The organism is Rhizobium sp. PEPV16, assembly GCF_008919455.1.
Classification (GTDB): domain Bacteria; phylum Pseudomonadota; class Alphaproteobacteria; order Rhizobiales; family Rhizobiaceae; genus Rhizobium; species Rhizobium leguminosarum_Q.
Genome location: NZ_VSZV01000076.1, coordinates 1 through 2,970, shown reverse-complemented (window position 1 = coordinate 2,970; position 2,970 = coordinate 1). Strand labels below are relative to the sequence as shown.

Below are 2,970 nucleotides of genomic sequence, written 5' to 3'. Positions count from 1 at the left end.
AGGCCGGATCAGCGTCGACCTGGACGTGCCATTGCCGTCGTTGACGCAGGTGCTTGTCGTCCCGGATATCGGCGCGCCCCCGGCAGCACCTGCCGGCCTTGTCGTCGAACGTTATCTTGGTCTTGGCGGTCGGGAGGAGCGCATGCTGTTCTGGGCTGCCGGCGATGCCGGGCCGGCCATCTTCTACGATGTCCTCGTCAGCACCAATGGCGGGACTTTTGAAAAGGTCAGTTCCACCCCGCTGATCTCGACGGCCTTCCTGCACATGTCGCCGCCGGAGGGCGTGCGGTATGCGGTGCAGGCTCGCGATGCATTCGGTCGCCGCAGCGAGCTTTGTCTCTCCCGCTCGTGAACAGCGCCTTTCCGTCTGGGATCTGATCCATGGATATCGCCTATTTCACCAAGACCCTCGAAGGTCTGCCGCTCGCGACGGCGGCCGAGATCACAGCCGGTTTGGGGTTCGACTGTGCCGATCTCCTTATTCGCGATGGCCATGCCGTTTCCCCTGACAGGTCGGAGGGGATCGTCAATGCGGTAAAACTCTTTGCCGCGGCCGGTGTTCGCACGCCGATGGCGACCATCGATTCCACCCGGCCCGACGATGCCGCATCCCGGCTTCTCGGTTGTTGCGGCGAGGCCGGCATCGGGCAGATCCGGGTTGGCTTCTGGCGCTACGACCCGTCGCGGCGCTGGCAGGCCCAGGTCGACGAGGCGCGGCGCGATCTCGACGGCTTCGAGCGCCTGGCCGAACGCTTCGGCATCAAGCTGACGATCCAGCTTCACGGCGGGACCCTGCACAGTTCGGGCGCGCTGGCCGCGCAATTGCTGGCCGGGCGCGATCCGATCCGGATCGGCGCTTATCCCGATCCTGCCAATCAGATCATTAGGGAGGGAAACGAGGACTGGCGTCTGACCCTCGATATTCTCGATCCGTGGTTCTGCTGCATGGGTGTCAAGAATAGCGGTTGGTTTCCCGGCGGTTACGGACCTCACGGCCAGCGCGCCTGGCATTCGGACTGGTACGGGCTCGATGAAGGCATGGTGCCCTGGAACGAAATCGTCCCGCATCTGGTGGCCACAGGATTTGCCGGCGTGCTCTCGATGCATTCCCAATACCGCGTCTCTAGAGAGCAGGCGCTCGACAAGGTCCGCGCCGATCTTGCTCATCTCCGGCGCCTGGTCGCCGCAACGAAAGAATAGAACCATGAACGATCAGGCTCCCGTTATCGCCGTACTGCTGACCGAAAAGACCCGCCGGATGATGCTGGACGATGCGGCGATTGCCCAGTTGAACGCCCTTGGCGAGGTGCGTTGGCCGACCGCCGCCACGATCGACGCTGCCGATGTCGACCAGCTGCTGCAGGGCGCCACGGCATGCCTCACCGGATGGGGCACGCCACCCTTCGATCCCGCCGCGCGCCAGCGCCATCCACACCTCGCCCTTGTCGCCCATTCGGCAGGCAGCGTCCGCACACTGGTCCCGGCGCGTCTGTTCGACGATGGCATTCGCGTCACCCATGCCGCCTCGAAAATTGCCGCTTCGGTTGCCGAGTTCGTCGTCGCCGAAGCGCTGCTCGCCATGCGCGGCATTCACCGGCTGCATCATCAATTGCGCAACGGTGGCGAATGGCTCGACGTCCGCGCCGCCGTGCCGCAGAGATTGCTTGGCGCCAGAACGGTCGGCATCGTCGGCGCCGGCTATGTCGGCCGGGCGGTCATGCGCCTGCTCGTTCCCTTCGGCTGCCGCGTGCTGGTCGTCGATCCCTTCCTTGACGACAGCGAGGCCGCAGCACTCGGCGTTTTCAGAGCCGGGCTGCACGATATGCTGGCCCAGGCAGACGTGGTCTCTCTGCATGCGCCTGTCCTGCCCGAAACGCGCCGCATGATCGGTGCCCGCGAACTGGCGCTACTGCGCCCCGGCACGCTGTTCATCAACACGGCGCGCGCGGAGCTGGTCGACGAGGCGGCGCTGCTCGCCGAGATCCGCTCCGGCCGTATCGAAGCGGCTCTTGATGTCTTCGACAACGAGCCGCTGCCTCCGGACAGTCCCTTCCGCGATCCCGCACTGGCCAATGTCACCATTTCGCCGCATGCCGCCGGTCACACTGAAGAGGCGCACTTCGCCCAAGGCCAGGCCATGGTGGACGAGATCGGCCGGCTGCTTCGCGGGGAGCCGCTCCATCACGAAGTGTCGCGCGCCATGCTCGACCGGATGGCATGACCGTGGACAGAAACATTGGAGGTTCCGTGACGGCGCCGCGTATCAGAATCATCGAGATCGACGCCTTCGAGCGCGATATCAGGCTGCGCCTGCCGTTCCGCTTTGGCGCGGCAACCCTCAAAAAGGCACCGCAAGCCTTCATCAGGGTCCGCGTCGAGGATAAAGAGGGACGAACCGCCCTTGGCGCGGCCGCCGAGATGATGGTGCCGAAATGGTTCGACAAAGATCCGGCGCTGACGCCGGCGCAAAATGTCGACCAGTTGCGCACCTCGATCCGCACCGCTGCGACTGCTTTGCTCGAACCGTCTGCGCCGGCGACATTGTTTGCCGCCGCCCGCCTGAACGAGATGGAGACCGTGCGGCGCCTGCCTGGAAATCCATTGGCCGCCTGTTTCGGTCCTTCGCTCATCGCCCGCGCTGCGCTCGATGCCTATTGCCGCCTTGTCGGCATTTCCTTCTTCGAGGCGGTGCGGGGTAATCTCGTCGGCATCGGCGGCCCGATGCTGCCCAGCGATATCGACGCGGACGCCGCCTCAGCGATGCTTGCCGGCCTTCGCCCTGCCGATGCGATCTCGGCCCGGCATACGATCGGGCTTGTCGATCCGATCATCGAGGGCGATATCGTCCATCCCGTCGGCGACGGCCTGCCGGAAAGCCTCGAGGCGGTGATAACACGCTATGGCAACCGCTGGTTCAAGATCAAGCTGTCAGGCGAGATCGATGCCGATATCGACCGCCTGACGCGGATA

Annotated in this window: 2 protein-coding genes and 2 pseudogenes; all 4 read left to right on the top strand. The window is 64.9% G+C overall.

Features of this window, described 5'->3' with window-relative positions; all coding sequences use genetic code 11:
* Window positions 1-352 (top strand): annotated as a pseudogene (locus FY112_RS00785) (glycosyl hydrolase); the annotation flags it as partial.
* A 29-nt stretch (window positions 353-381) separates the two neighbouring features.
* Window positions 382-1,200, top strand: coding sequence for a TIM barrel protein (locus tag FY112_RS00780; RefSeq protein ID WP_151517388.1), 819 nt, complete (start codon window positions 382-384; stop codon window positions 1,198-1,200).
* Window positions 1,201-1,204: 4 nt separating this feature from the next.
* The gene (locus FY112_RS00775) at window positions 1,205-2,221 is read left to right on the top strand and encodes a hydroxyacid dehydrogenase (protein ID WP_131620478.1); all 1,017 of its coding nucleotides are present in this window, start codon (window positions 1,205-1,207) and stop codon (window positions 2,219-2,221) included.
* Window positions 2,218-2,970 (top strand): annotated as a pseudogene (locus FY112_RS00770) (mandelate racemase); the annotation flags it as partial. The gene FY112_RS00775 and the pseudogene FY112_RS00770, both read left to right, overlap by 4 nt.

Excerpts from the sequence above, each read along its gene's own strand:
- FY112_RS00780 (WP_151517388.1), top strand. The coding sequence starts at position 382 with ATGGATATCGCCTATTTCACCAAGACCCTCGAAGGTCTGCCGCTCGCG.
- FY112_RS00775 (WP_131620478.1), top strand. The coding sequence starts at position 1,205 with ATGAACGATCAGGCTCCCGTTATCGCCGTACTGCTGACCGAAAAGACC.